This window comes from Phyllobacterium calauticae (genome assembly GCF_019991125.1).
Classification (GTDB): Bacteria; Pseudomonadota; Alphaproteobacteria; order Rhizobiales; family Rhizobiaceae; genus Phyllobacterium; species Phyllobacterium calauticae.
This window is the reverse complement of the sequence record NZ_JAGENB010000001.1, coordinates 697473-721204: the sequence shown is the minus strand read 5'-3', so window position 1 is coordinate 721204 and position 23732 is coordinate 697473. Positions and strand designations below refer to the sequence as shown.

Here is a 23732-nt window from a genome sequence, read left to right as displayed (position 1 = left end):
CAACGATTGCGCTCTGCAAAGGCAACAGTCCGGTCTAGAATTAATTCAATGTCCGCAATTGATCCGGCAAATCAAGCGAAAAAGCCGGTATCTCGATGTCGAACAAGTTTCCGGTTTCGCTTTCCATGGAATAACGGCCAACCATCACACCAGATGTCGTTGTCAGCGGGCAGCCAGAGGAATACTGGAACGAGTCTCCGGGATTGAGCACCGGCTGTTCACCGATGACACCAGGGCCGCGAATCTCTTCGATCTGGCCGTTCCCATCGGTGATTTTCCAATAGCGTGCCCGAAGCCGGACGGTGCCGTCGGATTCATTGGCGATTGTAATCCGGTATCCCCAGACATATCTGTTTTCTTCCGGATTGGACTGCTCCTCCAGATAGAATGGCTCTACGATTACTTCAATATTCTGAGTGACTGCGCGATACATGATAAACCTTGTCTTATCAATGATATTGCGGGTCGTGGCCGTCTCGTCAACCATTACAATACATAAAGATGATTAAATTTAATGTGAATAGCCAACATTCTGCAACGTTTATACTTAAATATACCGTTCCCGCACTGAAATTGGTTTCAGTGCGAGATTGGTTCTATCTTACTTGGCTGCCTTGAGGGCAGCATCGAAATCCTCGATCAGATCGTCGGCATCTTCCAGGCCAACCGACAGGCGCAACAGCCCGTCCGAAATGCCAAGTTCTGCACGTGCTTCATCTGTAAGGTTTTTGTGCGTGGTTGTCGCGGGGTGTGTGATGAGACTCTTCGAATCTCCAAGATTGTTGGAAATCCGCACCACTTCCAGTCCGTTCTCGCAATCAAAGGCCGCCTTCTTGCCGTCCTTGAGTTCAAAGGCCACGAGTGTGGAACCACCGGTCATCTGTTTGGCGATGATGTCCGCCTGCGGGTGATCCGCACGGCCGGGGTAAATAACCCTGGAAACTGCCGGATGGTCCGCGAGGAAGTCGGCAATTTTCGCCGCACTTTCGGTTTGCTGGCGGACGCGGACGGGCAGGGTTTCAAGACCCTTCAACATGATCCAGGAATTGAAAGGGCTGAGGCCCGGACCGGTGTGGCGGAAATATTCGTGGAGGTTTTCGTCAATCCACTTCTTGTCGGAAAGGATGACGCCGCCAAGACAGCGTCCCTGGCCTTCAATGTGCTTGGTGGCCGAGTAGACGACGATGTGGGCGCCAAGTTCCAGCGGCTTTTGGAACAGCGGGGTCGCAAACACATTGTCGACGATCAGTTTGGCGCCGACGGAATTGGCGACCTTGGCCACGGCGGCAATATCGACGATCTCGAGTGTTGGGTTGGTCGGGCTTTCCAGGAACAGCGCCTTGGTGTTCGGGCGGATGGCCTTTTCCCAGTTCTCGGCTTTGGAGCCGTCGATCAGGGTGAAGTCCACGCCATATTTCGGCAGGAGCGTCTCGATGATGTAGCGGCACGAGCCGAACAGGGCGCGCGCTGCCAGAACGTGGTCTCCGGCCTTGACCTGACACAGGATTGCCGCCGCAACCGCAGCCATTCCCGAAGCCGTTGCGCGCGCATCTTCCGCGCCCTCAAGCGCGCACATGCGCTTTTCGAACATATCGGTGGTCGGATTGGCGTAGCGTGAATAGATGAAGCCGGGTTCTTCGCCTTTGAAGCGGGATTCGGCAGCTTCCGCCGTGTCATAGACAAAACCCTGAGTGAGGAAGAGGGCTTCCGATGTTTCACCGAAACCGGAGCGCAAGGTTCCGGCATGAACGAGTTGTGTCGCGGGGCGCAGCTTACGGGTTGTGGTCATCGTCTTCTCAATCTGCCAGAATCTGGCCAATAAAAAACCGGCCTTGCGGGAATCGCAAAAAGGCCGGACGAGACCGGGCCTCTTTTAGCAAATTGTTTAACGTGGCTGCAAGCCGGCCGGCCAAATCACCACGGGATAAAATTGCTTTAATCCTCTTGGCGGCTTGCGTCAATCGGGTGAGACGCTAAAGCTTTTGGGAAATTATATGAGGTTTCGGCGGTCGATATGAGTATACGTGAAGCGGGCATTCTGGCAGATAGCGGCATCAGGGCATTGCATCAGGCCGGTGCACTGAAAACCGAGCGTGATTTCGACGCTGATCAGATCCAGCCGGCCAGCCTGGACCTGCGCCTGGGCACGAAAGCCTATCGCGTGCGCGCCAGTTTCATGCCGGGGCCCGGAACCCCCGTCATCAACAAGCTGGAAAAACTCAAGCTGCACGAGATCGACCTCAGTCACGGTGCCGTGCTGGAAACCGGCTGTGTCTATATCGTCCCGCTGCTGGAAAGCCTGGCGCTGCCCGCCGGGGTTTCGGCATCGGCCAATCCCAAGAGTTCGACCGGGCGTCTTGATATTTTCACTCGCGTCATTGTTGACGGGGCACAGGAATTCGACAAGGTGCCGGCGGGATATAATGGCCCCATCTATCTCGAAGTCAGCCCGCGTACCTTCCCGATTGTCGCGCGGGCAGGATCGCGTCTCTCGCAGATACGCTTCCGCACCGGACGGGCACAGCTCGACGAGACGGAACTGACCGCACTGCATGCAAGTGAGACGCTCGTGGCGTCGGACACGCCGAACATATCGGGCGGCGGCATTGCCCTGTCCATCGATCTGACCGGCGATGCGAACGGCCTCGTCGGTTATCGCGGCAAGCACCACACGGGCGTGGTGGATGTCGACAAGCGCGGGGCGCATGACCTCTTCGATTTCTGGGAGCCGATCCATGATCGCGGCGCACGCGAACTGGTGCTCGATCCCGATGAATTCTACATTCTCGTGTCGCGTGAAGCCGTGCATGTTCCTCCGCTTTATGCGGCGGAGATGACGCCGTTCGATCCGCTGGTCGGCGAATTCCGCGTGCACTATGCCGGGTTCTTCGATCCGGGTTTCGGGCACACCGCCGCAGGCGGAACCGGCAGCCGCGCGGTGCTTGAAGTGCGCAGCCACGAGGTGCCATTCATTCTCGAGCATGGCCAGATCGTCGGCCGCCTGATCTATGAACATATGCTGGAGCGGCCCAAGGCCCTTTATGGCACCGACCTCGGCTCGAATTATCAGGCGCAGGGCCTGAAACTCTCCAAACATTTCCGGTCGTGAGCTGCGGTTGATTGACAAGACGCCGATTTGACGGGCCTAGATGTATTCCTGGGATTTGTCATGCAGGATTGGAGGTTTGCGATGCCTCGGAAAACCGGCTCGAAACGGCGTGCAGCAGCTGTTGTGCTCGCTATTCTGACGTTCATTGCGCTATTGCCGCTGTTGTCGGTCTTGGTGACCTATGCGATCGCCAATACGCTTGGCTGCACGGTGGATGAGAACAGTGTTCACCCGTGTCTGCTGGCCGGCATCGACATTGGCGATACGCTTTACACCATGGGCGTGCTGGGCTGGCTGATGATCCCGGCCGCGCCGCTTCTGCTGATTGCGGTGCTGGGCTGGATCGGCCTTGGCATTGTCGCCATCGCCGGCCGCATGCGCCGTAGCTGATATACATGCTGTTTGCAGGGTGATGTGCGAATCCGGTTGACTATCGATCCCGGCTGCTTTTCATTCCGGTTATCTGCCCCGAGGCAAGTCCGCGGGCATAGGCGGGTGTAGTTCAATGGTAGAACGGCAGCTTCCCAAGCTGCATACGAGGGTTCGATTCCCTTCACCCGCTCCATCCCTTGTTTGCATGGAACGCAAGACGGCAGCAAGGATGCCGCCTCGCGTTGAACCGGTTGTCAAATATTGATCTGCTCCAGCCACTTGCCACGTGATTGCGCGATTTCCTCGGGTTGATCTTCCGGTGCATTGTGTTTGGCGGCATCGCAATTGACAACGCTGAGGTTGGCATAGTTGGCCCTGCACCAGGCTACCATATCCGCCCCGATCGCCAGGTTTTTTCCCGATCCTTCGAACGCATTCAACAGAACTGGGAAAGCGTCGCCGGCAAAGAGAATATCGACGTTTTGACGTCCACTCTGCAGCTTGTGCTCGAAAAATTGCCTCGCGGTGAATAGACCCGCCTGCTTTTCGCTTGCTGCGGTGTACTTGTTTGAATGTTCATCAACAACGGCGTAGTGTGGAGCGGGATAAACTGGAGGGAGCTGTCATGAAGAATATTCTTTCCCTGGTGGCTGCCGGCCTCATCGCGCTGGTGATGGGCCTGACATCAATCGTATCCGCGCAGGCCTCGCCCATCTCCGTCCAACGCGCGCCGATCGCTTCGAATGTGGAACTGGTCAAATACAAGCACAATCGCGGCAGGCATTGGGGCCACCGCCATCATTATCGGCACGGCTGGAGAGGTCATCACCATCGCCGCCATCACTGGAACAATCGGCACCATCGGCCCAGCTATTGGAAGCACCATCGTCATCACAGGCACTATTATCGCTATTAACGCCTCATAATGGCCCTAAACGGATTATTAACGTTCCGGTGGGGGAACGATCACCGGGACATATTGAGGAGATGGGTATGACTCTTGTGAAGCGCGGTTTTGTTGCCGTTGCATGTTTTGGTTTGCTGGTTGCCGGCACTGCACTCTCGACGACCGGCAATTACAGCCTTGTCGGTTCTGCACTGGCCAAAAATGGCAATGGCAACGGTGGCGGCGAGGGCGGCGGAAAAGGCAATGGCGGCGAAGGCCATGGCAATGCCAAGGGCGACCACGCAAATGACAAATCCAAGACCAAGGAAGCAGATCTGAGCGACAGGGATCTGGACAAGAATACCTTGGGTCCGCTTAACGCAGCACATGCATCCGCGCGGGCACGGGAGCGGGCAGCCCCCAATTCCTCCGTCGGTAAGATCGCCGCTTACGAACGCAGCCGCGAAGCAGCCCTTGCCATTACTGATCCCACGTTGAGGGAGCAGGCCCTCGAAGCCGCTGAAGCCAAATTGAGCACGGATTTCCATCGGACACTCACGACGGCGCAAATTGACAAAGTGAACGACCTGTTGGACGCCCGCCGCTGAGACCGAAATGGCCAATCGACAGGATTGGTGCGATATTCCAAAGCCCCCGTATCTCCGGATGCGGGGGCTTTTGCAATTGAGGTGGTCCTCGCGCCGGATATTTTCGGCTACGGTGATCTGTTTTGCCGCTTTGAGCGCGCCCGCAACACTGCGCCAACGCGCCTGAGTGGAGATGGTATGAGCGCTTGATACATGGCCTTCAAACTCACGAGGATATTCGTTGACGTTGAAATTTCACGATCGAGTTTATCGATTTTCGTGGTCAATGTTTGAGCGAGCGTTTCCATGGAATGTGAATTGGGCAGATGACGCTCTGTCACCGAATGCAGTTCGGCAAGGATCTCTGATTTTGATTGATCCAGCATTTGCCTGAGAGTGTCTGTTTCCGGCATCCAATGCATTTCAGAGGCGATACGAAACCAGGTTCTTTTTTCCGCGGTTGCAACGAGTTCCTGTGCCCATTGGCCATTGGCAAGACCGAGCGCAGGCAGGCCGGGTGATCCTGCCTTGATAGCCGAACGGTAGAGCTTTTCGTATTGGGAGACATATTTGTCCGCCGGCGAATGCTCACGCAGATATTCGGCTACATTTGCCGCATCTTTCGCGTCGTAATGCTGGATCGCTTCCTGCAACAGCCCGACAGTTGTCGGTCGGGCGAGCAACCGCACACCAAAATTATTCTTCCGCCAGGCGGCGACATTGCGGGTCGTGAGAAGTCCGGCAAAGCCGCGACCATCACATACAACAACCGCACATCCGACAAAGGCCGCTTCCAGCGCCATGCGCGCCGTTGCAAAGACCAAATCATATGTGAGCAATTCCTTCTCGAGCGCATCGGAAAACTTGCCTGTTCCAGGGCCCAGCTCGTCAAGTGTCATGGTCTCTGCGGCACACGCGCGCCGCACCAATTCAGCATGACCGCTGGCCTTGGTAAGCAGGAGCGCCTTCCGGGGGCGGTCCGGAAGAGGGGGCCTTGCGATAAAACGCGCTGAATCAACGGCGTTTTCTATCGTGGTCAAGCGATTGGCCGGGATGCCTCTGGACAAGCATTTGTCTCTGCACGCTGCATCCACGGCGACATAGTGCTTGATCTGCGGGTGCAGCAAGGGGGCTTCGATCTCGAACACGGAACTGTGGCAGGTGTAGACGACCGGCACGTCGGGAAAACGTGCCATGGCAATAAAGCATGGGGACACATGGTGTGCATGAATGACATCAGGCCGATAGGGTATCTGATCTATCGCATCATAGATTTGATGTCCCTTCTGTATCATCCAGTTGGTGTCGCCGACCAATGTCGGGGCAAAAATCATAACGTGGTGACCTGCACCTCGAAGTGCGTCAGCCAACAGTTCAACGACACTTTCGGATCCGGACCGCATTCCAAAAACAAAATTTGTAATAAGAACACGCACTTTATATTTCCCCGATGCTTTTGTTGCGCAGCTATGGTCTATTTCACCAATGCAGAATAAACAAACACTAAGTATTCTTCTTTTGGCGCATCCCGGGCATGAGCTGCGCATTCACCATTGGGTGGAATTGAACAAGCCCCTTGTTTTCTTTCTGACAGACGGGTCTGGAAGCAAGGAACAGTCCCGAACGCATTATTCCCGGGAAATCATCGAAAAAACTGGATCCGCTGCGGGCGCGATATTTGGCGATATTTCGGACAGGCTTTGGTACGATGCGCTGGCACGTCATGATCACGGGTTTTTCGCGGCGGTGATCGCGTCAATTGAGGCTGATATTGGAGAGCATCATTCTTACAGAATAGTTGCGGATGCACGTGATGGATACAATCCAATCCACGACCTGGCATCGGCCATGGGCGCGATTCTGCAACTGCGATTGTCCGCGCGCGGCAAACCGGCCGAACTCCTCTTTTCCGCCGCGACGGCTGGAGCAAAGGGCGATCGCGTCTGCGAGCTGGTTTTGGATGGGGAAGCCCGCACGCGAAAATTGGCGGCGGTGGCGCGTTATCTTCCACTGGTTGATGAGGCGCGCTCTATTTTGAAACAGTATCCCGCCGCGATGGACAGGGAAGTGCTGATTTCTCAAGTCACGGATTGGCACACACCGAAAAATCCCGAGTGGGAGGAAATCGGACGTGAAAGGGTTGCGGCGGGTATTTATCAATCCTGCTTGACCTATGAAGATCACTTTTTGCCAGTTGTTTCCAAGTTGTTCGAAGAATGCGGCAAGTAACGCGATCATCTTCAGACGCACTGTGATCGAGGGCACTCTTCACACGATAATGGCCTGACGGGAATATCCTGCCTGGTGGTAAGCCCGACCCGGCCGGAATGGTTGTACTCACGATGGAATGCCAATATAATATGGGGACGCGGGGGCTTGGCTGTTTTTGGGCGTCTCACATCATGCGTAAACTGACATTTGAATCTGTGACCGTAGAGACCAGGCAGATAGGCAAATACCGAAGTATAGCCTCGGTAAAAGAAGCCGCTGAATTTCTGTCGGAGGATTGGCCGGCCCGGCACGGACCGAGCTATCTCGCCGCACAACAAATATGCCACGATGCCCTGAATGGCGAAAGAACGGTCGGCGAAGCCCGAAAAGCCTTCATTGCGGCGGCAAAAACGGTCGATATTTTCGTGCAGGATCGGCATTGAAACCAATCTGACCGTCTTGCCGGCTACCGCCAGCCTTATCCGGGATATATTTGGACTGGAACGCTTGGCGAATCCGCTATCGCTGTGCAATTGCTTGAACCGGGCCGCATATGGCCATATGTGAACACCATCGCTGCAATTGCCGCCGCCGCTATCGGAGTATCAATGTCGGACAAGATGAACCGTTTTCTGGGAGACACGCCGGGCCGTGTTCTGCTCAAGCTCATTCTCGTATCGCTTTTTGTCGGCGTGATCATGAACGCGTTCAACTGGTCGCCGCTCGATATTCTGTATGGCTTCGAGAACTTTGCCCGCCGCATCTGGAACCTCGGTTTTGGTGCCATCGAGCGTTTCGCCGGTTACTTCCTCTTGGGCGCGGTCGTGGTTGTGCCGAGCTTCATCATTTTGCGGTTGTTGAGCTACCGGCGTTAAACGCAAAAATATCACCTTGGCCTGAATGAGCCACAATTGCTGGATATCGGCAGTGCGTCTCATTCAGGAATTGCTTATGCCCGACCATAGATTTCATTTGTCACGCCGCAGCGTGCTTGGGTTCGCCGCCGTCTCGGCGCTGTTGCCGCTGGCCGCCTGCCAGACAGTGACACGCACGCCGGGGAAAAGTGCCGGTGTATCGGCGTCAGCGACATCGCTTGTGCAGAATATACGCTCTTCCAATGGATTGGCTGGCCTGACCGCCGATTCTTCGCTGGAAAGCGCCGCACTGCAGCAGGCGGGTTACATGGCCAGCGCCGGCCGCATGTCCCATACGACCGGCTGGGGGCGTGATTTTGCCACCCGTGTGCGGAACAACGAGATCCACGGCATTGCTGCGGAGAATATCGCCGTCGGCCGCATGGAACTCGACCGGCTCTTTGCCATGTGGATGGCCTCGCCGCCGCATCGCCGCAATATGCTGGATCAGAAGTTCACCCGGTTCGGTCTTGCCTATTCTGAAGCTGCCAGCGGCAGCAGCCAGCGGTATTGGGCGCTGGTCCTTGCCAGCTGAACTATCGGCCGGGATTGGCCGATAGTTCTGGAAAAGCGCCGCGCGCAATGGCATAGGATATCGATAGCCCCTCTGGCGTCTTTCCCGGTGTCCCATGTCAACGCAAGTGTCCAATCCTGATGGATCAAAGATCGTTCGCCCGTTCGAGGTGACGAACCGCCTGATGCTGTCGATCACGATTCCCGTGATGCTGGCATCGTTGACGACGCCCTTGCTCGGTCTCGTCGATACGGCTGTCATTGGCCAGCTCGGCGATCCGCATCTGCTCGGCGGCCTTGCGATCGGGGCTCTGGTTTTCGATTTTCTCTTCTCGACCATGAATTTCCTGCGCGCCGGAACAACCGGGCTGGTGGCGCAGGCGATGGGCCGCCATGACAATGTGGAACAGCAAGCGGTGTTCTGGCGGGCCATCGGCATAGCCGTGCTTGTCGGCCTTGTTTTCATTGCCGTGACGCCGCTGGTGTTGACTGCAACGGTTCGCTTCATGAACCCGGATCAGGCAGTCGCCGACGCCATGTCCACCTATGTGTCGATCCGGCTCTTTTCCTCGCCGATGGCGCTTGGAAACTTTGTCGTTCTCGGTCTGCTGCTCGGGCAGGGCAAGGCGATGCAGGGCCTCTACCTGCAATTCCTGCTCAACGGCGTCAATGTGGTCATGACCTGCTGGCTCGGTCTGGTCATGGGCTGGGGCGTTGCAGGCATCGCCTGGGGAACCGTGCTTGGCGAAAGCGTCGCGCTGGTTGTCGGCTTGACCATGGTCTATTGGCAGTTTCGGGCCGTTCCCAATCCATCGCTTGCGCGCATCCTTGATATGCCGGCCATCCGGCGGATGTTTGCGGTCAACCGCGATATCATGCTGCGCTCGTTCTTCCTGCTGATCGCCTATGCCTATTTCACCCGTGCTGGTACCGAGGCCGGTGCCGTGACCTTGGCAACCAACGCCGTGCTGATGAATTTTCTGCTGATCTCGGGCTATCTCATCGATGGCGTGACGACGGCAGCCGAGCAGATTTCCGGCCGTGCCGTCGGCGCCCATTATCGCCCGGCCTTTGATCGCGGCATCAAGCTTTCATTCCTGTGGGGGCTGGTCCTTGCTTCGCTGATGGCGCTGTTCTTCCTCATCTACGGCAATGCCATCGTGGCGGTTCTGATCAAATCTGCGGATGTGCAGGCCATGGCCGCACTCTACATGCCGTGGGCGGCCCTGGCGCCCGTTACCGGGCTGCTGGCCTTCCATATGGACGGCGTATTCATCGGGGCCACCTGGTCGCGCGACATGCGCAACATGATGCTGCTGTCACTTGCCGGGTACTTCGCCGCCTATTTCATTCTGCCGCAGTTCATGGGCAATCACGGGCTCTGGCTGGCGCTTCACCTGTTCCTCGGGCTGCGCGGTCTGTCGCTGCTGGCGATCCTGCCGCGGCGGGCGCGGCTGCAGTTCGCCAGCTAGATCGTTCAGGAGCGCTGGCGATCGGCGCGAGCCAGCGCGTGCTGGATCAGCCGGTCCACCAGTTCGGGATAGGGAATGCCGCTCGCGCCCAGTGTCTTCGGGTACATGCTGATATTGGTGAAACCCGGTATGGTGTTGACCTCGTTCACGACGGCGCTCATGTCCGGCCGCAGGAAGAAATCGACCCGTGCCATGCCTTCACAGCCGAGGGCCCGAAAGGCCCGGCCTGCCATGTCCTGCAGCTGTTCCCGGACAGGTGCCGGAAGGTTGGCCGGAATGGACAAGGCCGCGCCATCGGCATCGATATACTTGGCTTCATAGGTATAAAAGCCATGGCTGGCGGCTGGAGCGATCTCGCCGGGAACCGAAACGGTCAATGAACCGTCGCTGTGTTCGAGAACACCAAATTCGATCTCGCGGGCCTGGACAAACTCCTCGACGATGACCTTGCGGTCGTGCCGGAATGCCTCCTTGACGGCGGCCTCGAAAGCCTCGGCTGTGGCAGCCTTGCCAACGCCGACGGACGAGCCCTGCCGGGCGGGCTTGACGAAGACCGGTGTGCCAAGCTCGCGCGTGATGTCATCATAGCTGGCGGTTTCGCCAAACCGGAGTGTCACGCCCTTGGCGACGGGCAGGCCGGCCTGCTCGAGCAGGCGCTTGGCAATGTCCTTGTCCATCGCCGTTGCGGAGCCGAGAATGCCGCAACCAACATAGGCCACATCGGCAACTTCCGCCAAGCCTTGCACCGAACCGTCTTCGCCGAAGAGGCCGTGCAGCACGGGAAAGACCACATCGACCGGCGGTATTTCATGCGGTGCGCCGCTTGCCGGAATAACGAGAAGCCGGCCTTTCCCGCCGGGCAGCAGGCTGATTTCAGGTCCGGTTGCCGGAACAGCCTTTGGCAGGCCGCCATCTTCAAGCGCGACAAGCAGCCATTGTCCGGTGCGGGTGATGGCGATGGGCACCACCTCGTATCTTGAGGTATCGATTGCCTTGACGACATTGCCGGCGGAAAGCAGGGAAACCTCATGTTCGGCCGAACGGCCGCCGAATAGAACTGCCACCCGTCTCTTGCGCGTCATCACTCTGTTTCCATTTCGCTGGAGTTTATCGCCGTCATCCGTTGGATTGCGGAACAGTGGCAAAATTACGCTCTGTCGTCAGGCGGGAATGTCTTTCGCTGCCCAATCCGCAAGGTCACGATCCCGCAACGCGCTGATATTGCCCACGCCATCGCGCTTGAGCGTGGCGGACATCTCCCTGAGGATTTCAGCAGCGAGCCCGGGGCCACGATAGATCATGCTGGTATAGAGCTGGACAAGATCGGCACCCGCGCGAATCTTGGCGATTGCCGTCCTGGCGCTGTCGATGCCGCCGACACCGATGATCGGCAGCGCGGGGCCAACGCGCTGGCGCATCTTTGCCAGAACAATCGTGGAGCGATTGAAGATCGGCGCACCTGACAGGCCGCCGGTCTCGGCCGTGTGTTGCGGGCTGCGCAAACCCGTGCGTGACAGGGTGGTGTTGGAGATGATCAGGCCGTCCAGCGGATGCAGCGCGATTTCGGCAGCAATATCGTCGATGCTGGCTTCAGGCAGATCCGGCGCGATCTTGAGAAAGACCGGGCGCCGGACACCGGATTGGGCTGCAACCGTATCGCGGGCTTCCAGTACCTTGCCGAGCAATTCCTTGAGGCTGTCACGGGCCTGCAAATCCCGCAGGCCCGGTGTGTTGGGCGATGAGATGTTGGCGGTGAAGTAGGCTGCAAGCGTATGGAACTTCCGGATGCCGGCGACGTAGTCAGCCACGCGATCGGTTGAATCCTTGTTGGCTCCGATATTGACCCCGACAATTCCCGGACGGTTCTTGCGCGATGACAGCCGCTGGAACGCGGCTTCGTGGCCTTCATTGTTGAAGCCAAGGCGATTGATCACGGCATTGTCGTCGACAAGGCGAAAAATGCGCGGCTTTGGATTGCCGGATTGCGCCAGCGGCGTAAGGGTCCCGATCTCCGCAAAGCCGAAACCGAGCTTCAACAGGGCGTCCGGCACTTCCGCGTTCTTGTCATAGCCGGCGGCCATGCCGAGAGGATTGGGAAATTTCAGCCCGGCAACGGTAACCTGCAGGGCAGGGCTGTCCGGCAATGTGCATCCCGGCACCAGGCCGGTCTTCAATGCCTTGATCGACATGCCATGGGCGTCTTCCGGGTCGAAGGAAAACAGGACCTTGCGGCCCAGCGACTGAAACAGTCCGCTCATGCATTCATCTCCGGAAACTGGTGCTTGCCATCGGTGTCAAGCGGCAGCGGTTTGACCCACAGGACGGCCGCCATCGGCAAAGACGCGTAGAGGTGCGGGAAGAGGTCGCCGCCGCGGGAAACCTCGTATTTCAGGGCATCGCCCAACCGGTCGGTCTCGACGGCGACCAGCAACAGGTCATCCTGTCCGGCAAAGTGTTTGCTCGCCGTTTCCACCGCCTGTGCAGCGGTGGAGAAGTGGATATAGCCGTCGGCATGGTCGATCGGCGCGCCATCAAACACGCCTGCGGCTTCAGCCGCTTGCCACAGTGCCCGTGGGGCAATCTTGTAAATCAGTTTGCTCATGCGGATTTACTAGACGCAAAACCGCAATACGCAAAGAGTAGACTGCTGCCGGTAACAGAAATCTCGGCGCTCATTCCTATTTTCGGCGTATTATCCTCTCAAGCTTGAGGTTCAGCATTTCGGAGGTCTGTCATGTCACGCACACGAACACTGCTGGTCGCTGTTGCGGCTGTTCCGTTCCTCGCAATCGCAGCCTCGAGCGGCGCGGCGGCCGAGGAAACCACGAATTATTCCCTGGAAAAAACCGATACCGGTTACATCAGGATGAACAACAGGACCGGAGAGATGTCCATCTGCCAGGAAAAGTCCGGGCAGCTGATCTGCAAACTCGCTGCGGATGAACGCAGGGCCTACGAGGAAGATGTGGCGGATCTGAAGACCCGTGTTGCCAAGCTGGAAGACACGGTCGCCAGCATGGGCAAGATTCCGCCGGTTGTCCGCGATGCGCTTCCTTCCGATGAAGAGTTCGAGAAGGGCATGAATTACATGGAGAAATTCATGCGCCGTTTCATGGGGATAGCCAAGGAATTCCAGAACGATAACAGTGGCTCGAAGTCGCAGCAGGCCCAGCCGCAGAAAACCTGAAACGGGTAAAATCTGGGCCGATCTGTCAAGGCATGTTTTCCACGGAAAACGCCAAAACCTTTGCTCCAAAGATCATTTTGTTCTTGATTTGTTCGCGTTTTTATACGACTTTAGTCCCTCGCTAATGGACGCTGGAGGGATAGGATGAACGAGGGGCCAAGACTGATCGGTGAAATTTCCATCCGGCTTTTTGTGCGCCACGGCGACCAGCAAATGGCCATGGATTTTTATGAGAATGTATTCGGCGCGCGGGTGGTCGGGCGCCCGTATCTGCACAATGGCGCGTTGATCGCCGCGGAAATGCGGATGGGTGCGTCGGTGATCATGATTGTCGGTGCCAACCCCAAACGCGATGCGGATGCATCGCTGGGCGGGCCGCGTTCTGTCCACGCGATTGGCGCGACGCCTGTCATGCTCGATATCCATGTTGACGACGTCGACCGTGTCATGCACCACGCCACGGCGGAAGGCGGCCATGTGCGCAATGCCGTCGAGGAACTGGACAATGGTGACCGCGTCGGCGTGCTGACCGATCCCTTTGGCCATTTGTGGGTGGTCAAGTCACGCCGCAAGCATCTGGCGGCATGATCAGGCAACCGGCCGCCGAAACAACCGGTTGCCTGTGTTGCTGTCAGGCTGCAAATCTTTTGGTTGCAGCAATCAGTTCATGTACAATGCCCGGTTCCGTGACGGAATGCCCGGCATCTTCGACAATGCGAAGGTCGGCTTCCGGCCAGACCTTTTTCAGATGCCAGGCGTTCAGGAGCGGCGTGCACATGTCATAGCGGCCGTGCACGAGAACGCCTGGAATTTCGCGGATCAGATGGGCATTGCGCAGGAGGTGGTCATCCGTTTCGAAGAAGCCCCTGTTCTGGAAATAGTGGCATTCGATGCGTGCAAACGCGATGGCGAAATGATCGCCGGCAAAAGCCTCTTCCCGCGCCGGATCCGGCAGGAGGGAAAGCGCGGAACCTTCCCAGCGTGCCCACAATTTGGCGGCGGCCAGGCGCACGGCCGGGTCCTCGTCGGTAAGGCGCTTGTAATAGGCCGCGATCATGTCGCCGCGTTCTGCCTCCGGAATGTGCTCCTGATAGGCTTCGAAGCGGTCGGGATAGATGATGCTCGCACCGTTGGAATAGAACCATTCGATTTCGAAACGGCGGATCATGAAGATGCCGCGCAAGATCAGCTCGCTGACATGGGCGGGGTGGGTCTGCGCATAGGCAAGAGCCAGTGTCGACCCCCACGAACCGCCAAAAACCTGCCATTTATCGATGCCGAAATGGTTGCGGATACGCTCCATGTCCGCCACAAGATCCCAGGTGGTATTCTCGCGCAGTTCAGCATAAGGCGTTGATTTTCCACAGCCGCGCTGATCGAAAAGAATGATGCGGTAGAGTTCCGGATCGTGCAGCCGGCGCATGGCGGGGTTGATTCCGCCGCCAGGGCCGCCATGGATCATGATGACCGGTTTGCCCTGTGGATTGCCGCATTCCTCCACGTGAATGCTGTGCAGATCAGACACGGCGAGCATCTGCTCGGCATAGGGCTGGGTCTCGGGGTAAAGTGTATTCGTTATCATACATCTTTCTTTCGAAAAGTGGCGAAATAGGTCTATGATTACGCGGGATTAAGGTTTTGCCAAGTCAATTCATGTGTTTAGCAGACATCTACGAACAGTCCGCATTGGTTTTGAACTTTCCTGCGCAATAGATTTATCTTGATATATCAGGAAAATGCGCTTTAGTCGCTAATATTAAAACGATTAGATTTTCAGATGTTGCAATTTCAAAACGGAGACTTTTCAGGCATGAGATTTAAGTTTGTCATTGTGGACGATCATCCGCTTTTCCGGGGTGCGTTGAAAGCTGCACTTATGCTGCAGACAGGCGACGCGGATATTATCGAGGTCAGCGATCTGGAAAGTGCCAAAAGGCACATCCTCGATGCAGCCGACGTTGATCTTGTGCTGCTCGATCTTGCCTTGGGCGGCGTCAGCGGTCTGACTGGCTTGATTGCTTTGCGTTCGCTGCACCCGAGCGTGCCGATAGCGATTGTTTCGGCAACCGATGATGCCGTTACCATCCGGACGGCGCTTGCGCTCGGCGCCTCGGGCTTTATTTCCAAATCCTCAACCCTTGATGAGATTGCCGATGCCATCGGCAGAATACTCGATGGCGAGATATGGTCGCCGCTGACCGGTCAGGGCGGGGGACAACTGGATCAGGAACTGTTCGAGCTGGTCGGCCGCTTGCGCCGTCTTACTCCGCAGCAAGGACGGGTTCTCGGCATGATGGCCGACGGTATGCTCAACAAGCAGATTGCGCATGAACTCAATGTGTCGGAAGCCACGATCAAGGCGCACGTTTCTGCGGTTCTCTACAAGCTTGGTGTTGAAAGCCGGACACAAGCGGTCATTTGCTTGTCCCGTTTCAACAGCAGCCCCGCGCCCCTGAACTCCAGAACGGTGGAGTTTCATTAGCGCGGGCGATCATTCAGGCGTCCGCAGGGGTGTTTTGAAGATGGGATAGCAGCGATCGCAGGACAGCCGGCCGCACGGGCTTGTTGATCAACGGGATAGCTGCGGCGGCAGCACGGTCGCGCAATTGGCTCGACCGGTCAGCGGTGACGAGGGCGGCTTGTATGGGATACCCGTACTGGCCGCGCAAATACCCGATGAGGTCAATTCCGTTCTCATCTTCGAGATTGTAATCGGCAAGGATCATATCCGGTGCTTCGCCAAGGTTTTGGCATAGCGCCTCCAAGCCCTTGCCATTGGTCAGGACCTCCACCGCACAGCCCCACGTCTGCAACAGCTCCTTCATTCCGGCAAGAGAACGTTCGTCGTCATCGATGCAAAGAACCCTGAGGCCATCCAGCGCGCGATTGGGCTCCGAAGCCGCTGGATTTTTGCTGACCGGCAGCACAGCATCGGAGCATACCGGCATTCTGACGGAGAACACCGAGCCTTTTCCAACGCGGGAAGATACGCCGATGGACATCCCAAGCAGTGCGGCGATGCGCTCGACAATCGACAGGCCAAGCCCAAGTCCATCCGATTCCCTCATGCCGCGGGAGAGCCGGGAGAATTCACGGAAAATGATGTTCAGTTCGGTTTTGGCTATGCCTATACCCGTGTCGAAGACTTGAACCTCGATCATATCGCCGCGACGGCGAACGCCCATGAGTATCTTGCCCGATTTGCAATATTTGATGGCGTTCGAAACAAGGTTCTGGAGAAGCCGCCGCAGAAGATGAGGGTCGGTTGCAACGACAACCGAGCTTTCAACCAGTTTGAACTCCAGCGCCCTTTCCTGCGCCACCGGCAGAAAATCGCGAAAGACCTGCAAGAGGATGGTGTTCAATGGAATGGTCGATATCTCAGGCCTGAGGGCACCGGCATCAAGCCGTGAAATATCCAGCAACGCGTTGAAGATCGACTCGACCGCCTCAAGGGATGAATTGAGGTTGGTCGCAAGATCCTTCAGCTGCGGCTTGGCAAGCTGTTCCGTCAGTGCCGAGGCATAGAGACGGGCTGCGTTGAGGGGCTGCAGAATATCATGCCCCGCATCGGCCAGAAAACGTGTCTTGCTGATATTGGCGTCCTCGGCACGGCGCCGTGCCTTGGCCAGTTCCTGATTGGCAAGTGTGAGCGCCTTTGTACGTTCGCGCACCCGCGCATCAAGGCGCTCATTGCTTTGCCGCAATATTCTGTCTGTTTCGACAGTCTGGGTGACGTCGGTAAAGGTTGCCACCATGCCACCGTCCGGTATGGCATTGGCCAGAATGTCGATGATCCGGCCCGAATTGCCAAGGGCGATGCGCCAGCGCGCGGGCAGCGCTTCCAGCTCTTGCAATGCGCCGCCGCCGCTTGCAACAGCGTTTCTCTGCACAAGGAGAAAGGAAACAATTGCGTGGAACGGTGTGCCCATGCGCTGCAGGCGATCGGGAAGATCGAGCATGAGCGGAAACGGCCGGTTCCAGCACATGAGCCGGAACTGCCGGTCGAAAACGCCGATCCCCTGATCCACCCGGTCTAGCGCCGTTTGCAGCAGGTCGCGGTTTTGCACCAGGGCTTCCGTCGCATGATCAAGCAGTATCTGCGTCTGTTTCTGCGCCGCTCCGGAGGGACCCATCGCAAGGGACAGGATCAGCCGGGCGGACGGCGAGCCGACAATGCTGGAAAGCAGCTGTTCGGAGAAATGCACCGTTTTGAAATCGGCCGCGCCTTCCAGGGCAATTCCTTCCTGGTCATGAAAGGCATTGAACGCAAGGCGGGTTTGTTCAGCGCCGATGTATCGGGATATGGTGTCCTTCAACTGATCGACAGTCACGTTGGCATGATGATTCCTGCTGGAAAGAGCGGCTTCTCCCGTTTCGGGGATGAAAATATTGGCTTGGATGCGCTCCAGCGGCGACGCGCTTTTTGACAGCGAGCCAAGGATGAACAAAGCCAGGTTGGCAGTCAGGCTCCACAGCAGCCCGTTCACCACGGGACTTGCGTCCAACCCCAAGAGATGATGCGGGCGCAAGAGACCGATGCCATAGGGTCCACTGGTGACAAGGGAGCAAGATTCATCAAGCCAGGTGGGGAGAAGCATGGTGTAAAACCACACGGCAGTGCCTGCAGCCATACCCCACCATGCGCCGCGTGCTGTTGCCCTGCGCCAGCCAAAACCGCCGAGAAAGGGTGGCAGCATCTGCATCAGGCTCACCGCGGAAATGAGCGAGAGCTCCGCAAAGTCAACGTAATCCATTATCGTGAACTGGTAGGCATAGGCGGCAAGCAGAATGGCAATGATGGAACAACGCCGGATTTTTGGAATGATTGCCGTGTAATCGTCCTTGCCGGCCGACCCCGCCCGCCTTGGCCAGTTCAACAGGGTCGGCAAAATGAGGTCGTTGGAAATCATGATGGACAGCACAATGGTAGGCAGTACCAGCATGGTGGCTGCAGCCGAGAGACCGCCAGCGAAAGCCAGAATGCCCAGCCAGCTTTGATGCGCCCGCAGAGGGAGTGAAAGAAAATAAAAATCGGGAGAGACATCGGACGGCAGGATCCAGTTGCCAATTGCCGCAAGGGGCAAAACAAGAAGACCGGCAATCAACAGGCATGTCGGAACCAGCCATCGCGCGGCCGACAATTCCCGTCTGCTCCTGTTTTCCACGACCGTGAGATAGAATTGACTGGGTAGAAGCAGCGTTGTCGATGCGCCGATCAGCGCGAGCGCGACAACATTCGCCAACGAGATGTGTGCCTGCAGTGCGGGGATGGCAGTATTGCTGCCAGCGAGGTGGCTGAGCAATTCGCCGGGTGTGCCGAAAAGAAACGTCGTCGCGGCGATGCCCACTGCTATGAAGGCAATCATCTTCAAAGCGGAATCGCTGGCCAGCGTGCGAACAATGCTTTCATCGCGATCCATGGTTTGCGGCGATTTTTCGCTGTTGTGGATGACGAACAGGGCGATGACGCACAGGAGGCCCCAGAGCAGCCAATGGGGTTCGTGGGCCCTGTCCGCACTATGCGGGGTAAACGTGCCGGCAAATACCTCGAAGAGATAATGCACTGCTGTGAGCTGCAGGGCGAGGTAGGGAACGCCGCCAACCGTGACAATGATCGTGACAAACGCCGTCACCGAGAAACTCTTGCCATAGCGGGCGCCAATCAGGTCGGCGATGGAGGCAATGCCCTGCGATTGCGCAAGTTTGATCACACGATGGAAGAACGGAAAGCCCAGGGTAAAGGCCAGAGCTATCCCGATGAACAGCCCGGCAAATTCAATGCCGTTTTCGGCGGCATATCCAAGGCCACCATAAAACAGCCAGCTGCTGCCGCCCGATGCAAGACTGAGCGCATAGATGAACGGCCGGTCGACCTTCTGATCAAGGCGATTGCGCCGGCCGATGGTTTTGACCCGCACATACTGTGCAATGAGATATAAAATCGCGACAAGCGCTACAGTCCAGCCCGTCATGGGCTTCAACCTTCCATAAATTTGCGATGAACGTGTTCATCAAAATGAATTAATTTTAAAACCTGCCCGTCGAAAACACTTGAATAACCAGGGTTGCTCGTTCGGAAAATAAAACTTTATATTAATAAATTAGGAACATCTGTTACTGTCAATCTGTGGTGCAACTTGCATCACTGGGGACTGACAGCTTCCAATTAACACGGAATACTGGAGAGTGGTATATCATGCTAAAGGAATTCAAAGAATTTGCCTTGAAGGGAAACATGGTCGATCTCGCCATTGGTGTGATCATCGGCGGTGCTTTCGGCAAACTTGTTGATTCGATCGTGAACGACATCTTGATGCCAATCATCGGGCTTCTCACCGGTGGTGTCGACTTCTCCAATATGTTTATCCAATTGGCAGGTGCGCCCGCTGCGACGTTGGCCGCCGCACGCACAGCCGGTGCAACACTTGCTTACGGCAACTTCGTCACCCTGCTGATCAACTTCCTGATCATTGCCTGGGTTCTCTTCATGGTGGTGAAAGCCATGAACCGGCTCAAGAAAAAGGAGGCTGCGGCCCCTGAAGCTCCGGCTGCACCGACCAAGGAAGAAGCCCTGCTGACCGATATTCGCGATCTCCTGGCCAAGCGCTAGGACTTTCCGCATTGGTTCAGACACCCCGGCCTGGTGCCGGGGTTTTTGTTTGCCTGATTGTCAGGATGACGTCAGCAGATCATCAGCATCGGTGATGGGAACATCACAAATATCCGCGTGATTGTTGCGCTTCGTTGCGTTAGGTCTGCCTTTGAACGGGATGTGCATTTGGCACTGGAGATATGTATGGGTCTGATTGAACATTTGCGCCATGAAGCTGCGGTCGCGCCGGAGAGCGGCATTGTTGCGGTGATGAACCATGGCAGGCGCCAGGACGGCGTCATTCCCCTCTGGGCGGGTGAGGGCGATCTGCCTACGCCGGATTTCATCAGGGATGCGGCAAATGCAGGCCTGGCCAATGGCGAGACCTTTTACACCTGGCAGGCAGGCATTCCGGAATTGCGGCAAGCACTGGCCGATTATCACAAACGCCATTTCAATGTGGATCTGCCCGTCGATCATTTTTATGTCACGGGTTCCGGGATGCATTCGATACAATTGGCCATCCAGGCCACGGCCGGGGCGGGAGACGAGGTCGTCTATGTGTCGCCGGCGTGGCCGAATTTTGCCGCTGCCGCCGGCATAGCGGGTGCAACGCCGGTTCCGGTAACGCAGGATTTCACCGGCAATGGCTGGACGCTTGATCCGAAAAAAATCCGCGACGCGATCACTCCCAGGACGAAGGCACTGTTTATCAACTCTCCATCCAACCCATCCGGGTGGACCGCTGATATCGAGACATTGCGCGAGATATTGCAGATCGCCCGCCAGCACGGTCTGTGGATCGTCGCCGACGAGATCTACACGCATTTCTATTACGGTGCGCGCCGATCCCCCTCGTTTTTCGATGTCATGGATCCCGATGACCGGATTATTTTCGTCAACAGTTTTTCCAAGAACTGGGCAATGACCGGCTGGCGTGTCGGCTGGATGACCGTGCATCCCGCCCTTGGCAAAACCGTCGAGAACCTGATCCAGTATTCCAATTCAGGCGTTGCGCAGTTCATGCAGCGCGGTGCTGTCGCCGCCCTCGATCATGGGGACGAATTTATCCGGATGCAGGTGGAGCGTGCGCGCAAGGCGCGCGATATTCTTTGCGCCAAACTCGCAGCGACGGGCAGGGTGCGCATGTCGCCGCCGGCGGGCGCCTTCTACCTGCTGTTTGGCATCGAGGGCGTTTCCGACTCCTATCGCGCAGCCTTTGACATCGTCGATGAGGCAAAGGTTGGCCTTGCGCCCGGAACGGCTTTTGGCGATGGTGGCGGAGCCTTCCTGCGACTGTGTTTTGCCCGGCGTATAGATCAGGTCGAGGAGGCTGCCGATCGCCTCGCAGACTGGATCAGGAAACGTTGAATCGCTTACATCTGAATAATACCCAGGCCACCATTCTTTCGCTCCTCATCGCTTCAGCCGGCGCCTTCAGCGCCGGTTTTGCAGGCTTGCCCATCCCATTCCTGCTCGGGTCGACACTTGCGGTCACGGCTGCATCCCTTTCCGGTGTCCGTATCCATCTGCCCGACTGGCTGCGTGTCTTTGTCTTCTTCATGCTGGGTATCCAGGCCGGGTCCGGCGTTTCCGCCGATACCGTCAATCAGATGGTGCTGTGGCCCGTCAGCTTTTTCATGCTCTTCGTGGCGCTCATCGCGGTGACCGGACTGACCTATGTCATGCTGCGCAAGGGCTTCGGCTGGGATGGGCCCACCGCGCTGTTTTCATCGTTGCCGGGAGCGCTTTCCTTCGTGCTGGTAGCCGCCATGGGAACGCAGGCCAACATGGTCAAGATTACCGTCGTTCAGTGTATCCGCCTGTTGCTCCTCATCGGCTTTCTTGCCCCGCTGCTTGCCGTCATTGCCAGGAATGCGCCGCATGTCGTGGTGGAGATGAACGATCACTGGACAGTCCAGGAAGCGCTCATTCTGTTTGTCTGCGGCCTTGCCGGGGCGCTTCTCGGCCAGTACACGCGCGTTCCCGGCGGCATGATGCTCGGTGCCTTGCTGGTAAGCGCGGCATTGCACGCCGCATCGGTCGTGACAGCGGTGGTCCCGCGCTCGATCGCGGATATCGGGTTGATCATTCTGGGCGTGCTGATCGGGTCGAGGGTGGGTGCGGAGCATCGTACCCAGCTCGTTCGCTATCTGCCGGCTGCCCTTTGCGCCTTTGTTCTCGGAACGGCCGCCTCTTTTCTGGCAGCCCTGGCGGTTTGGTACATCCTGGATATCCATCCCGCACAGATCGCCCTGGCCTTTGCGCCGGGGGCGCTGGAAGCGCTGACGGTGATTGCCTTTTCTCTGGGCGTCGACCCGTCCTATGTGGCGTCCCACCACGTGGCGCGATTTCTGATGATCGCCTTTGCCGTGCCGTTTCTGGCGCGCTGGCTGAACGATACCGATGCCAATAAATAAGCCCGCCATTTCATTGAAATAGCGGGCTTACGCGATTTCAGGAAAGCGTGGCTTCAGCCGCCGGCTTTGGAAACAGCAAGCGTCACGACGCGTTCGCCCGTCTTGACCGACGGAGCGCTGTCCTTGGCGAAGGGAATGCCAAGCGCCGTCCAGACCTCGACCAGCGCGTCCTTCAGTTCGAGCACCAGTTCATCGGAGTGGAATGGCGTCGGCGTGACACGCAGGCGCTCGGTGCCGCGCGGGACGGTGGGGTAATTGATCGGCTGGATATAGATGCCGTGCACCTGAAGCAGCCGGTCGCTCGCCATCTTGCACAGTTCCGGGTCGCCGACATGGATCGGGACAATATGGGTCTGCGACTGCATGACCGGCAGGTTGGCGGCGGCCAGGACATCCTTGGTCAGCTGCGATTGCTGCTGATGCAATCTGCGCTCTTCCTGCGAAACTTTCAGGTGGCGGATCGATTGGGTAGCCGCTGCCGCGATCACGGGGGGCAGGGCAGTGGTGAAGATGAAGCCGGGCGCATAGGAGCGGACGGCATCGATCACGGTCTTGGGGCCGGTTATATAGCCGCCCAATGTGCCGAAAGCCTTGGCCAGGGTTCCTTCGATGATATCGATGCGATCCGATAGGCCTTCCTGATCGGTGATGCCGCCACCGCGATTGCCATACATGCCAACCGCATGAACCTCGTCGATATAGGTCATGGCATTGTACTTCTCGGCCAGATCGGCAATGGCCGCGATGGGGGCGATATCGCCGTCCATGGAGTATACCGATTCAAACACGATCAGCTTGGCGCGTTCCTTGCCGGCCGCCTTCAGCAGATCTTCGAGATGCGCCACATCGTTGTGGCGGAAAATCTTCTTTTCGACGCCGGAGCGGCGCACGCCTTCGATCATCGAGGCATGGTTCAACTCGTCGGAGAGGATCAGGCAATTGGGCAGAAGCCGCGCAATCGTCGAGATCGATGCCTCGTTCGACACGAAGCCCGAGGTAAAGACCAGACCGGCTTCCTTGTTGTGAAGGTCGGCCAGTTCGTTTTCCAGCTCGACGAGCGGATGATTGTTGCCGGAGATATTGCGCGTGCCGCCGGCACCGGAGCCCATGCGGCTCGACGCATCGTGCATGGCCGCGATAACCGCGGGATGCTGGCCCATTCCCAGATAATCGTTCGAGCACCATACGGTGATTTCACGTGTGGAATCGGCAGTACGCCAAAGCGCGCGCGGAAATCTCCCCACGATCCGTTCCAGATTGGCAAAGACCCGATAGCGCTTTTCAGCGTGCAACTGGTCGATCGCGTCTTCGAAAAACCGACGATAGTCCATGAACTGCTCCTGTATCCTGGACTTAGTAGCTTTTTTGCGGGCTAAAATCCATGACGGGAAGGTGGGCAATTTGCCACGCTTGGCAAATGGCGAGTCTGCCAGCGGGCTCCGACACTATAACGTCGAAAGAGCGCT

Annotated in this window: 25 protein-coding genes, 1 tRNA gene and 1 riboswitch; of the genes, 16 read left to right on the top strand and 10 right to left on the bottom strand. The window is 57.3% G+C overall.

Translation table 11 applies throughout. From position 1 onward, the window contains the following. Positions 1-40: 40 nt before the first annotated feature. Positions 41-433: a Co2+/Mg2+ efflux protein ApaG gene (gene apaG / locus J1W56_RS03730; RefSeq protein WP_105736766.1), complete on the bottom strand. Its 393-nt coding sequence runs from the start codon at positions 431-433 to the stop codon at positions 41-43. A gap of 168 nt (positions 434-601) precedes the next feature. Continuing rightward, complete coding sequence (locus J1W56_RS03725) at positions 602-1789, bottom strand: O-succinylhomoserine sulfhydrylase (protein ID WP_223611879.1); 1188 nt, start codon at positions 1787-1789, stop codon at positions 602-604. 62 nt (positions 1790-1851) lie between these two features. Beyond that, a riboswitch (SAM riboswitch) is annotated at positions 1852-1931 on the bottom strand. Between the two features lie 83 nt (positions 1932-2014). On the opposite strand from J1W56_RS03725, the gene J1W56_RS03720 reads away from it, so the two are divergent. From J1W56_RS03720 to J1W56_RS03710, 3 genes are all read left to right on the top strand, one after another. After that, positions 2015-3109 carry a 2'-deoxycytidine 5'-triphosphate deaminase gene (locus J1W56_RS03720; RefSeq protein ID WP_223611877.1) on the top strand — a complete coding sequence of 365 codons (1095 nt, stop codon included), beginning with the start codon at positions 2015-2017 and terminating at the stop codon, positions 3107-3109. Between the two features lie 81 nt (positions 3110-3190). Then, the gene (locus tag J1W56_RS03715) at positions 3191-3499 is read left to right on the top strand and encodes a hypothetical protein (protein ID WP_223611875.1); all 309 of its coding nucleotides are present in this window, start codon (positions 3191-3193) and stop codon (positions 3497-3499) included. Between the two features lie 101 nt (positions 3500-3600). Beyond that, positions 3601-3674 (top strand) — tRNA-Gly (locus tag J1W56_RS03710). Positions 3675-3735: 61 nt separating this feature from the next. Here the strand turns inward: J1W56_RS03710 and J1W56_RS03705 are convergent. After that, complete coding sequence (locus J1W56_RS03705) at positions 3736-3873, bottom strand: hypothetical protein (protein WP_223611873.1); 138 nt, start codon at positions 3871-3873, stop codon at positions 3736-3738. A gap of 233 nt (positions 3874-4106) precedes the next feature. Between J1W56_RS03705 and J1W56_RS03700 the strand changes: the two genes are divergently transcribed. Together J1W56_RS03700 and J1W56_RS03695 are read left to right on the top strand one after the other, a co-directional pair. Continuing rightward, positions 4107-4397: a hypothetical protein gene (locus J1W56_RS03700; protein ID WP_223611872.1), complete on the top strand. Its 291-nt coding sequence runs from the start codon at positions 4107-4109 to the stop codon at positions 4395-4397. 77 nt (positions 4398-4474) lie between these two features. Then, positions 4475-4975: a Holotricin-3 precursor gene (locus J1W56_RS03695; protein ID WP_223611870.1), complete on the top strand. Its 501-nt coding sequence runs from the start codon at positions 4475-4477 to the stop codon at positions 4973-4975. A 107-nt stretch (positions 4976-5082) separates the two neighbouring features. On the opposite strand, the gene J1W56_RS03690 is transcribed toward J1W56_RS03695, so the two are convergent. Then, positions 5083-6390, bottom strand: coding sequence for a glycosyltransferase (locus J1W56_RS03690; protein ID WP_223611868.1), 1308 nt, complete (start codon positions 6388-6390; stop codon positions 5083-5085). 49 nt (positions 6391-6439) lie between these two features. Here J1W56_RS03690 and J1W56_RS03685 point away from each other — a divergent pair, with 49 nt between their 5' ends. The 5 genes from J1W56_RS03685 to J1W56_RS03665 all read left to right on the top strand — a co-directional run bounded on the left by J1W56_RS03685 (position 6440) and on the right by J1W56_RS03665 (position 10064). After that, positions 6440-7183: a hypothetical protein gene (locus tag J1W56_RS03685; protein WP_223611867.1), complete on the top strand. Its 744-nt coding sequence runs from the start codon at positions 6440-6442 to the stop codon at positions 7181-7183. 173 nt (positions 7184-7356) lie between these two features. Beyond that, on the top strand, positions 7357-7608 hold the full coding sequence (locus tag J1W56_RS03680) for a DUF982 domain-containing protein (RefSeq protein ID WP_223611866.1): 252 nt from the start codon (positions 7357-7359) through the stop codon (positions 7606-7608). Positions 7609-7773: 165 nt separating this feature from the next. After that, positions 7774-8040: a DUF6460 domain-containing protein gene (locus J1W56_RS03675; protein WP_223611864.1), complete on the top strand. Its 267-nt coding sequence runs from the start codon at positions 7774-7776 to the stop codon at positions 8038-8040. Positions 8041-8116: 76 nt separating this feature from the next. Beyond that, positions 8117-8614: a CAP domain-containing protein gene (locus tag J1W56_RS03670; RefSeq protein ID WP_223611862.1), complete on the top strand. Its 498-nt coding sequence runs from the start codon at positions 8117-8119 to the stop codon at positions 8612-8614. Positions 8615-8708: 94 nt separating this feature from the next. After that, the gene (locus J1W56_RS03665) at positions 8709-10064 is read left to right on the top strand and encodes an MATE family efflux transporter (protein ID WP_404927874.1); all 1356 of its coding nucleotides are present in this window, start codon (positions 8709-8711) and stop codon (positions 10062-10064) included. Positions 10065-10069: 5 nt separating this feature from the next. On the opposite strand, the gene J1W56_RS03660 is transcribed toward J1W56_RS03665, so the two are convergent. The 3 genes from J1W56_RS03660 to J1W56_RS03650 form a co-directional block, all read right to left on the bottom strand. Next, positions 10070-11146 (bottom strand): D-alanine--D-alanine ligase family protein, encoded by a 1077-nt coding sequence (locus tag J1W56_RS03660; RefSeq protein WP_223611860.1) that lies wholly within the window; start codon positions 11144-11146, stop codon positions 10070-10072. Positions 11147-11224: 78 nt separating this feature from the next. Then, the gene (locus J1W56_RS03655; protein WP_223611858.1) at positions 11225-12322 is read right to left on the bottom strand and encodes a quinone-dependent dihydroorotate dehydrogenase; all 1098 of its coding nucleotides are present in this window, start codon (positions 12320-12322) and stop codon (positions 11225-11227) included. Then, on the bottom strand, positions 12319-12666 hold the full coding sequence (locus J1W56_RS03650) for a DUF952 domain-containing protein (protein ID WP_223611857.1): 348 nt from the start codon (positions 12664-12666) through the stop codon (positions 12319-12321). The genes J1W56_RS03655 and J1W56_RS03650 overlap by 4 nt, the downstream gene beginning before the upstream one ends. 132 nt (positions 12667-12798) lie before the next feature. Between J1W56_RS03650 and J1W56_RS03645 the strand changes: the two genes are divergently transcribed. Together J1W56_RS03645 and J1W56_RS03640 are read left to right on the top strand one after the other, a co-directional pair. Beyond that, positions 12799-13251 carry a hypothetical protein gene (locus J1W56_RS03645; RefSeq protein ID WP_223611855.1) on the top strand — a complete coding sequence of 151 codons (453 nt, stop codon included), beginning with the start codon at positions 12799-12801 and terminating at the stop codon, positions 13249-13251. Positions 13252-13395: 144 nt separating this feature from the next. Then, positions 13396-13839 (top strand): VOC family protein, encoded by a 444-nt coding sequence (locus J1W56_RS03640; RefSeq protein ID WP_223611854.1) that lies wholly within the window; start codon positions 13396-13398, stop codon positions 13837-13839. A 43-nt stretch (positions 13840-13882) separates the two neighbouring features. Here the strand turns inward: J1W56_RS03640 and pip are convergent, their stop codons facing one another. Further along, complete coding sequence (gene pip / locus J1W56_RS03635; RefSeq protein ID WP_223611852.1) at positions 13883-14833, bottom strand: prolyl aminopeptidase; 951 nt, start codon at positions 14831-14833, stop codon at positions 13883-13885. Positions 14834-15061: 228 nt separating this feature from the next. Here pip and J1W56_RS03630 point away from each other — a divergent pair, with 228 nt between their 5' ends. Then, positions 15062-15733 carry a response regulator gene (locus J1W56_RS03630; protein ID WP_223611851.1) on the top strand — a complete coding sequence of 224 codons (672 nt, stop codon included), beginning with the start codon at positions 15062-15064 and terminating at the stop codon, positions 15731-15733. A 13-nt stretch (positions 15734-15746) separates the two neighbouring features. Here J1W56_RS03630 and J1W56_RS03625 read toward each other — a convergent pair whose 3' ends face one another. Further along, on the bottom strand, positions 15747-19226 hold the full coding sequence (locus J1W56_RS03625) for a hybrid sensor histidine kinase/response regulator (protein ID WP_223611849.1): 3480 nt from the start codon (positions 19224-19226) through the stop codon (positions 15747-15749). A 224-nt stretch (positions 19227-19450) separates the two neighbouring features. On the opposite strand from J1W56_RS03625, the gene mscL reads away from it, so the two are divergent. The 3 genes from mscL to J1W56_RS03610 all read left to right on the top strand — a co-directional run bounded on the left by mscL (position 19451) and on the right by J1W56_RS03610 (position 22266). Further along, positions 19451-19864, top strand: coding sequence for a large conductance mechanosensitive channel protein MscL (gene mscL / locus J1W56_RS03620; RefSeq protein WP_223611847.1), 414 nt, complete (start codon positions 19451-19453; stop codon positions 19862-19864). Between the two features lie 186 nt (positions 19865-20050). Next, on the top strand, positions 20051-21217 hold the full coding sequence (locus J1W56_RS03615) for a pyridoxal phosphate-dependent aminotransferase (protein ID WP_223611846.1): 1167 nt from the start codon (positions 20051-20053) through the stop codon (positions 21215-21217). Next, the gene (locus J1W56_RS03610; protein ID WP_223611844.1) at positions 21214-22266 is read left to right on the top strand and encodes an AbrB family transcriptional regulator; all 1053 of its coding nucleotides are present in this window, start codon (positions 21214-21216) and stop codon (positions 22264-22266) included. Before J1W56_RS03615 ends, J1W56_RS03610 begins: the two co-directional genes overlap by 4 nt. Positions 22267-22319: 53 nt before the next feature. On the opposite strand, the gene hemA is transcribed toward J1W56_RS03610, so the two are convergent. Continuing rightward, positions 22320-23597: a 5-aminolevulinate synthase gene (gene hemA / locus J1W56_RS03605; RefSeq protein WP_223611843.1), complete on the bottom strand. Its 1278-nt coding sequence runs from the start codon at positions 23595-23597 to the stop codon at positions 22320-22322. Positions 23598-23732: the final 135 nt, after the last annotated feature.

What these genes read in the sequence shown, in the direction of transcription:
- J1W56_RS03725 (WP_223611879.1), bottom strand. Translation starts at nt 1,789, where the DNA reads ATGACCACAACCCGTAAGCTGCGCCCCGCGACACAACTCGTTCATGCC.
- J1W56_RS03675 (WP_223611864.1), top strand. Translation starts at nt 7,774, where the DNA reads ATGTCGGACAAGATGAACCGTTTTCTGGGAGACACGCCGGGCCGTGTT.
- J1W56_RS03660 (WP_223611860.1), bottom strand. Translation starts at nt 11,146, where the DNA reads ATGACGCGCAAGAGACGGGTGGCAGTTCTATTCGGCGGCCGTTCGGCC.
- mscL (WP_223611847.1), top strand. Translation starts at nt 19,451, where the DNA reads ATGCTAAAGGAATTCAAAGAATTTGCCTTGAAGGGAAACATGGTCGAT.
- pip (WP_223611852.1), bottom strand. Translation starts at nt 14,833, where the DNA reads ATGATAACGAATACACTTTACCCCGAGACCCAGCCCTATGCCGAGCAG.
- J1W56_RS03715 (WP_223611875.1), top strand. Translation starts at nt 3,191, where the DNA reads ATGCCTCGGAAAACCGGCTCGAAACGGCGTGCAGCAGCTGTTGTGCTC.
- J1W56_RS03680 (WP_223611866.1), top strand. Translation starts at nt 7,357, where the DNA reads ATGCGTAAACTGACATTTGAATCTGTGACCGTAGAGACCAGGCAGATA.
- J1W56_RS03640 (WP_223611854.1), top strand. Translation starts at nt 13,396, where the DNA reads ATGAACGAGGGGCCAAGACTGATCGGTGAAATTTCCATCCGGCTTTTT.
- J1W56_RS03650 (WP_223611857.1), bottom strand. Translation starts at nt 12,666, where the DNA reads ATGAGCAAACTGATTTACAAGATTGCCCCACGGGCACTGTGGCAAGCG.
- J1W56_RS03695 (WP_223611870.1), top strand. Translation starts at nt 4,475, where the DNA reads ATGACTCTTGTGAAGCGCGGTTTTGTTGCCGTTGCATGTTTTGGTTTG.
- J1W56_RS03700 (WP_223611872.1), top strand. Translation starts at nt 4,107, where the DNA reads ATGAAGAATATTCTTTCCCTGGTGGCTGCCGGCCTCATCGCGCTGGTG.
- J1W56_RS03720 (WP_223611877.1), top strand. Translation starts at nt 2,015, where the DNA reads ATGAGTATACGTGAAGCGGGCATTCTGGCAGATAGCGGCATCAGGGCA.
- J1W56_RS03615 (WP_223611846.1), top strand. Translation starts at nt 20,051, where the DNA reads ATGGGTCTGATTGAACATTTGCGCCATGAAGCTGCGGTCGCGCCGGAG.
- J1W56_RS03685 (WP_223611867.1), top strand. Translation starts at nt 6,440, where the DNA reads ATGCAGAATAAACAAACACTAAGTATTCTTCTTTTGGCGCATCCCGGG.
- J1W56_RS03655 (WP_223611858.1), bottom strand. Translation starts at nt 12,322, where the DNA reads ATGAGCGGACTGTTTCAGTCGCTGGGCCGCAAGGTCCTGTTTTCCTTC.
- J1W56_RS03670 (WP_223611862.1), top strand. Translation starts at nt 8,117, where the DNA reads ATGCCCGACCATAGATTTCATTTGTCACGCCGCAGCGTGCTTGGGTTC.
- hemA (WP_223611843.1), bottom strand. Translation starts at nt 23,597, where the DNA reads ATGGACTATCGTCGGTTTTTCGAAGACGCGATCGACCAGTTGCACGCT.
- J1W56_RS03645 (WP_223611855.1), top strand. Translation starts at nt 12,799, where the DNA reads ATGTCACGCACACGAACACTGCTGGTCGCTGTTGCGGCTGTTCCGTTC.
- J1W56_RS03625 (WP_223611849.1), bottom strand. Translation starts at nt 19,226, where the DNA reads ATGACGGGCTGGACTGTAGCGCTTGTCGCGATTTTATATCTCATTGCA.
- J1W56_RS03630 (WP_223611851.1), top strand. Translation starts at nt 15,062, where the DNA reads ATGAGATTTAAGTTTGTCATTGTGGACGATCATCCGCTTTTCCGGGGT.
- J1W56_RS03705 (WP_223611873.1), bottom strand. Translation starts at nt 3,873, where the DNA reads ATGGTAGCCTGGTGCAGGGCCAACTATGCCAACCTCAGCGTTGTCAAT.
- J1W56_RS03665 (WP_404927874.1), top strand. Translation starts at nt 8,709, where the DNA reads ATGTCAACGCAAGTGTCCAATCCTGATGGATCAAAGATCGTTCGCCCG.
- apaG (WP_105736766.1), bottom strand. Translation starts at nt 433, where the DNA reads ATGTATCGCGCAGTCACTCAGAATATTGAAGTAATCGTAGAGCCATTC.